The sequence below is a fragment of the Geodermatophilus siccatus genome (genome assembly GCF_900103785.1).
GTDB classification, from domain to species: Bacteria; Actinomycetota; Actinomycetes; order Mycobacteriales; family Geodermatophilaceae; genus Geodermatophilus; species Geodermatophilus siccatus.
The window spans coordinates 453,761-460,108 of sequence record NZ_FNHE01000001.1; the positions used below are offsets into that span (position 1 = coordinate 453,761).

Genomic DNA, 6,348 nt, shown 5'->3' on the forward strand with positions numbered 1-6,348 from the left:
GGTGCTGACAGAAGTGCCCAGCCACGCCGTGACGGGCCCGTCACACCCGGCTCAGAAGCGGGTCGTGCGGTGCCCGGCGGTCCAGCCGGCGGGGGTCCAGCCGTCGTCGTCCCACCCGTCGCGCGGCAGCGGGGCACCGGCACCGCCGCGCCGGTCGGCGTCCTCCTCCAGCAGGGCGAACAGCAGCTGCTGGACGCCTTCGCAGTCGGGCACCCGCTCGAGCACGGTGGTCCCGCCCTCCCCCAGGGTCTCGATGGTGAGCGTCCCCGAGCGGACCAGGCGCTGGCCCAGCGTCTGCCGGTAGGAGACGTCGGCGATCCGGGACAGCGCGATGTCGCGCCCGCGCCGGGCGAGGACGCCCTCGCGCAGCAGCACCCGGTGGGTCGTGACGACGTGGTGGGTGGTGCGCCAGCGCAGCACCGGCCGGACGACGGCGACGACGAGGACCACCAGCGCGAGCCCGGCGAGCACCGTCCGCACGGTGCCCTGCGAGGCCCCGGCGGGCACCAGCGCCGCGCCGAACGAGGTACCGCCCACGACGAGCAGCAGGACGAGGACCGGACGGACGAGGGTCAGCCAGTGGGGGTGCAGGTGCCGGACGACCTCTTCGTCCTCGGCGAGCAGCTTGTCCGGGTAGGGCACGCGGACAGGATGGCGGAGGACGACCCTCCGATCACCGCTCCCGCGCCGGTGCGCGCACGTGTCGCACGTCGCCGCTGGCCAGTTCCACCACGCCCTGCGTCGTCCCGACGACGAGCCGGCCGTCCCAGTCGACCGACTCCGCGACCCCCTCGAGCGTGGAGCCGTCGGGCAGCGTGACGACGACGTCCGCGCCGACCGTCGAGCACCACGCCAGGTAGTCGCGGGCCAGCCCGCTGGACACCGGGTCGCCGAGCGCCTGCGCCCACGCGAGGTAGCGGCGCTCGAAGGTCCGCAGGAACTGCAGCAGGACCGCCGCGCGGTCGACCGGCCGCCCGGCCTCGAGCGCGAGGGAGGTGCCGGTGTCGGGCAGCTCGTCGGCCCGGGTGGAGACGTTGAGGCCGACGCCCACGACGACCGCCCCGCTGCCGACCTCGGCGAGGATGCCGGCCAGCTTCGCGCCGCCGGCGGCGAGCAGGTCGTTGGGCCACTTCAGCGAGGTGCGCACGCCCGGCACCTCGCCCACAGCCTCGGCCAGGGCCACGCCGGTGAGCAGCGGCAGCCACCCGCGGCGCGCGCTCGGGACGTCGGGGCGCAGCAGGAACGAGACGGTGACGCCCGCGCCCGGCGGGGAGGTCCAGACCCGGTCCAGCCGCCCACGGCCGGTCACCTGGTGCTCGGCCGCGAGGACCGTCCCCTCGGGGGCGTCCTCGGCCGCGGCCGCGAGGAGAGCGGCGTTCGTGGAGCCGATCTCGGGTACCACCTCCAGCGAGCGCCACAGGGCGCTCCCGGGGGTCAGCGCAGCCGCCAGCGACCGGCCGTCGAGCGGGGCCCGGGAGGGGTCGGAGGAGGCGGACGGCAGCGTCTCGGGCACTCTTCTACGCTACGGAACCCGTGAGCGAGGGAGCTCACTCCCGGGCACGGCAGCGCGTCGACGCGACCGACGAGCCCCAGCGAGGAGAGGTGCGTGAGCGAGCTTGCGAGCTCACCGATGGACGCAGCAGCGCGGCGCGGACGCGCCGACGAGCGCAGCGAGGAGAGCACGTGAGCGCGGCTGAACTGGAGAGCGCCGGGGACTCCGTCCCCGGCGACGTCGACATCCACACGACCGCCGGCAAGCTGGCGGACTTCGAGCGACGCGTGCAGGAGGCCACCCACGCGGGCTCCGAACGCGCCGTGGAGAGGCAGCACGCCGCGGGCAAGATGACCGCCCGCGAGCGGATCGAGGCGCTGCTGGACCCGGGCTCGTTCACCGAGCTCGACGAGTTCGCCCGCCACCGCTCCACCAACTTCGGCATGGAGTCCAAGCGGCCCTTCGGGGACGGCGTCGTCACCGGCTACGGCACCGTCGACGGGCGCCCGGTCTGCGTCTTCTCCCAGGACGTCACGGTGTTCGGCGGCAGCCTCGGCGAGGTCTACGGCGAGAAGATCGTCAAGGTCCTCGACCTGGCCATGCGCAACGGCTGCCCGATCATCGGCATCAACGAGGGCGGCGGCGCGCGCATCCAGGAGGGCGTGGTCTCCCTCGGCCTCTACGGCGAGATCTTCCGGCGCAACGTGCACGCCTCGGGCGTCATCCCGCAGATCTCGCTGGTGATGGGCGCCGCGGCCGGCGGGCACGTCTACTCCCCCGCGCTGACCGACTTCGTCGTGATGGTCGACCAGACCAGCCAGATGTTCATCACCGGCCCCGACGTCGTGAAGACCGTGACCGGCGAGGACGTCAGCCTGGAGGAGCTCGGCGGCGCCCGCACGCACAACACCAAGTCCGGTGTCGCGCACTATCTGGCCGAGGACGAGTCCGACGCCCTCGACTACGTCAAGGCGCTGCTGTCCTACCTGCCGAGCAACAACCTCGACCCGCTGCCGGCCCTCGAGGTCGCGCCGGCCGACACCACGCACGACGGGGTCACCGACGACGACCGCGAGCTCGACACGTTCGTCCCGGACTCGGCCAACACCCCCTACGACATGCACACCGTCATCGAGCACGTGCTCGACGACGGCGAGTTCCTCGAGGTGCAGCCGCTGTTCGCGCCCAACATCGTCGTCGGCTTCGGCCGGGTCGAGGGGCGGCCGGTCGGCGTCGTGGCCAACCAGCCCACCCAGTTCGCCGGCACGCTCGACATCGATGCCAGCGAGAAGGCGGCGCGCTTCGTGCGCACCTGCGACGCCTTCAACATCCCGGTGCTGACCTTCGTCGACGTCCCCGGCTTCCTGCCCGGGACCTCCCAGGAGTGGGAGGGGATCATCCGCCGCGGCGCCAAGCTGATCTACGCGTACGCCGAGGCGACCGTCCCGAAGATCACCGTGATCACCCGCAAGGCCTACGGCGGCGCCTACGACGTCATGGGCTCCAAGCACCTCGGGGCCGACCTCAACCTCGCCTGGCCGACCTCGCAGATCGCCGTCATGGGCGCCCAGGGCGCGGTCAACATCCTCTACCGGCGGGAGCTGGCCGACGCGGACGACGCCGACGCGCGCCGCGCCGAGCTCATCACCGAGTACGAGGACGCGCTGCTCTCGCCGTACATCGCGGCCGACCGTGGGTACGTCGACCAGGTGATCCGCCCGTCGGAGACCCGCATCGAGATCACCAAGGGGCTGCGCCTGCTGGCCAACAAGCGCCAGACCCTGCCCCCGAAGAAGCACGGGAACATCCCGCTGTGAGCGAGTCGGACCGCCCCCTGCTGCGGGTCGTCACGGGCGAGCCCTCGGCCGAGGAGCTCGCCGCACTCACCGTCGTCGTCGCCGCCCTGTCGCAGCGGCGCACCCGCCGCCGGCCGACCCCGGTCGGGACCTGGGCGTCGTTCGGGGACCTCCACCGGCGCCCGCTGCGTCCCGGACCCGGTGGCTGGCGCGCCTCAGGGAGGTACGCATGAGCGTGGACCGCCGTCTGGTGCTGGCCTCGGCGTCCCCCGCCCGGCTGGGCCTGCTGCGCCAGGCCGGGCTGACGCCCGAGGTCGTCGTGAGCCAGGTCGACGAGTCGTCGGTGCAGGCCGCGCGGGTCGGCGAGCTGGTCGCGCTGCTGGCCGCCGCCAAGGCCAAGGCCGTCGCCGAGCAGGAGACCGACGCGCTCGTCGTGGGCGCCGACTCGCTGCTGGAGTTCCGCGGCCAGGCGCTGGGCAAGCCCACCGACACGCACGACGCCCGGGACCGGTGGCAGCGGATGAGCGGCAAGAGCGGCGTGCTGCACACCGGCCAGGCGCTCTTCGACGTCCAGGACGGCCAGGTGGTCAGCCGGGACGTCGCCGTCGTCTCCACCGTCGTGCACTTCGCCAGTCCCACGCCGCAGGAGATCGAGGCCTACCTCGCCACGGGCGAGCCGCTGGCCGTGGCCGGCGCCTTCACCCTCGACGGGCTGGGCGCGCCGTTCGTCCGCCGGGTGGACGGCGACCCGGCGGCGGTCGTCGGTCTGTCGCTGGCCACGCTGCGCACCCAGCTCGCCAAGCGCGGGCTGGCGATCACCGACCTCTGGCGGCGCTGAGCTCGCGCTCGCCCGCCCCACCCGCAGACCGAGCAGTACGAACCCGAGGGAGAACTCCGGTGCAGAAGGTCCTGATCGCCAACCGCGGCGAGATCGCGGTGCGCGTCGCCCGCGCCTGCAAGGACGCCGGCCTCACCAGCGTGGCCGTCTACGCCGAACCCGACCGGGACGCGCTGCACGTGCGCATGGCCGACGAGGCCTTCGCCCTCGGGGGGACGACGCCCGGCGACTCCTACCTGGTGGTCGACAAGATCCTGGACGCCGCCAAGCGGTCCGGCGCGGACGCGGTCCACCCCGGCTACGGCTTCCTGTCGGAGAACGCCGGCTTCGCCCAGGCGGTGATCGACGCCGGGCTGACCTGGATCGGCCCCTCTCCCGAGGCGATCATCGCCCTCGGCGACAAGGTGCAGGCCCGGCACATCGCCATGAAGGCCGGCGCGCCGCTGGTGCCCGGCACCAAGGACCCGGTCGGCGGCGCCGACGAGGTCGTGGCCTTCGCCGAGGAGCACGGCCTGCCGGTCGCCATCAAGGCGGCGTTCGGGGGCGGCGGGCGCGGGCTGAAGGTGGCCCGCACCGTCGAGGAGATCCCCGAGCTGTTCGACTCCGCCGTCCGCGAGGCCGTGTCGGCCTTCGGTCGCGGGGAGTGCTTCGTCGAGCGCTTCCTCGACAAGCCCCGGCACGTCGAGGCCCAGGTGCTGGCCGACACCCACGGCAACGTGGTCGTCGTCGGCACCCGCGACTGCTCCCTGCAGCGGCGCAACCAGAAGCTCGTCGAGGAGGCCCCGGCGCCGTTCCTGACCGACGAGCAGCGGGCGCGCATCCACGAGTCGGCCAAGGCCATCTGCGCGGAGGCGGGCTACCACGGGGCCGGCACGGTCGAGTACCTCGTCGGCGTCGACGGCTCGATCTCCTTCCTCGAGGTCAACACCCGGCTGCAGGTCGAGCACCCGGTGTCGGAGGAGACCAGCGGCCTCGACCTGGTCCGCCAGCAGTTCCGCATCGCCGACGGCCTGCCGCTCGAGGTCACCTCGGACCCGACCCCGCGCGGGCACAGCATCGAGTTCCGGATCAACGCCGAGGACGCCGGCCGCAACTTCATGCCCGCCCCCGGCCCGGTGACCCGGCTGGAGATCCCGCAGGGCCCGGGCGTGCGCTGGGACTCCGGTGTCGAGACCGGCGGCGAGGTGGTCGGCGCGTTCGACTCGATGCTGGCCAAGCTCATCGTCACCGGCGCCACCCGCCAGGAGGCCCTGCAGCGGGCCCGCCGCGCGCTGGACGAGCTGGTGGTCGAGGGCATGCCGACCGTCGTCCCGTTCCACCGCGCGGTCGTGCGGGACGAGGCGTTCACCACCGAGCCGTTCACCGTGCACACCCGCTGGATCGAGACCGAGTGGGACAACCAGGTGCAGCCGTACTCCGCGGCCCCGGTCGGGCACGACGAGGACGAGCCGCGGCAGACCGTCGTCGTCGAGGTCGGCGGACGGCGGCTGGAGGTGTCGCTGCCCGCGGGCCTCGCGGCCGGTGGCGGCGGGCCTGCCGCGGCCGGCGGGGCCAAGCCGCGCAAGCGCGGCGGCGGGCACGGCGGGGCGGCGGCCTCCGGCGACTCCCTGACCAGCCCGATGCAGGGCACCATCGCCAAGGTCGCGGTCTCCGACGGGGACACCGTGGCCGAGGGCGACCTGGTCGTCGTCCTCGAGGCGATGAAGATGGAGCAGCCGATCACCGCGCACAAGGCCGGCACGGTCAGCGGCCTGTCCGCCGAGGTGGGCGCCTCGGTGACCAGCGGCGCCGTCATCTGCACCATCTCCGACGCGGGCTAGTCCCCGGACGACCAGGGCCCGCCACCGGTTCTCCGGTGGCGGGCCCTCGTCGACCCCGTCTCAGCCGGTGGTCGTCTCGATCGTGCCGTCAGGCCGCTCGGTGAGCGTGCCGTTCTGGAAGCGGACCTGCCAGCCGCCGCCGTCGGGCAGCGCGACGTGGTCGGTGACCGGGAAGCCGAGCGACCCGGCCGGTCCCCCGTCCGCCAGCCAGTGCGTGAGGATGCCGCCCCGGACGGCGTGCGCTCCGGTGGACGGTGACCAGTAGACCGACCCGCCCGCGAAGTCCGTCTTCCACCCGCCGGGCACCGCGGTGTCGTCGCCGGTCGGGTAGCCGAGGACCCCGGTCTGGGCGCCCAGCGAGCGCCAGTGCTCCAGGATCGCGCCCCGCACGTCGTGGGCGCC

At 73.9% G+C, this 6,348-nt stretch carries 7 protein-coding genes; 4 read left to right on the plus strand and 3 right to left on the minus strand.

From position 1 onward, the window contains the following. Positions 1 to 51: 51 nt before the first annotated feature. Both BLS21_RS02085 and BLS21_RS02090 read right to left on the minus strand, forming a co-directional pair. Positions 52 to 642 (minus strand): PH domain-containing protein, encoded by a 591-nt coding sequence (locus tag BLS21_RS02085; RefSeq protein ID WP_091213127.1) that lies wholly within the window; start codon positions 640 to 642, stop codon positions 52 to 54. Between the two features lie 31 nt (positions 643 to 673). Then, on the minus strand, positions 674 to 1,513 hold the full coding sequence (locus tag BLS21_RS02090) for a biotin--[acetyl-CoA-carboxylase] ligase (RefSeq protein ID WP_091213130.1): 840 nt from the start codon (positions 1,511 to 1,513) through the stop codon (positions 674 to 676). Positions 1,514 to 1,683: 170 nt separating this feature from the next. On the opposite strand from BLS21_RS02090, the gene BLS21_RS02095 reads away from it, so the two are divergent. The 4 genes from BLS21_RS02095 to BLS21_RS02110 are packed head-to-tail and all read left to right on the plus strand — an operon-like array spanning position 1,684 to position 5,946. Next, a complete protein-coding gene (locus tag BLS21_RS02095; protein WP_091213133.1) occupies positions 1,684 to 3,309 on the plus strand; it encodes an acyl-CoA carboxylase subunit beta in 1,626 nt (541 codons plus the stop codon). Further along, positions 3,306 to 3,521, plus strand: coding sequence for an acyl-CoA carboxylase subunit epsilon (locus tag BLS21_RS02100; protein ID WP_091213136.1), 216 nt, complete (start codon positions 3,306 to 3,308; stop codon positions 3,519 to 3,521). The genes BLS21_RS02095 and BLS21_RS02100 overlap by 4 nt, the downstream gene beginning before the upstream one ends. Beyond that, on the plus strand, positions 3,518 to 4,126 hold the full coding sequence (locus BLS21_RS02105) for a Maf family protein (protein ID WP_091213139.1): 609 nt from the start codon (positions 3,518 to 3,520) through the stop codon (positions 4,124 to 4,126). The genes BLS21_RS02100 and BLS21_RS02105 overlap by 4 nt, the downstream gene beginning before the upstream one ends. Before the next feature lie 59 nt (positions 4,127 to 4,185). Then, entirely contained in the window at positions 4,186 to 5,946 is a 1,761-nt protein-coding gene (locus BLS21_RS02110) for an acetyl/propionyl/methylcrotonyl-CoA carboxylase subunit alpha (protein WP_091213142.1), read from the plus strand. A 60-nt stretch (positions 5,947 to 6,006) separates the two neighbouring features. Here the strand turns inward: BLS21_RS02110 and BLS21_RS02115 are convergent. Beyond that, positions 6,007 to 6,348: LGFP repeat-containing protein (locus BLS21_RS02115; protein ID WP_425431575.1), on the minus strand; the 342-nt coding region annotated here is incomplete at its 5' end.

What these genes read in the sequence shown, in the direction of transcription:
- BLS21_RS02105 (WP_091213139.1), top strand. Translation starts at nt 3,518, where the DNA reads ATGAGCGTGGACCGCCGTCTGGTGCTGGCCTCGGCGTCCCCCGCCCGG.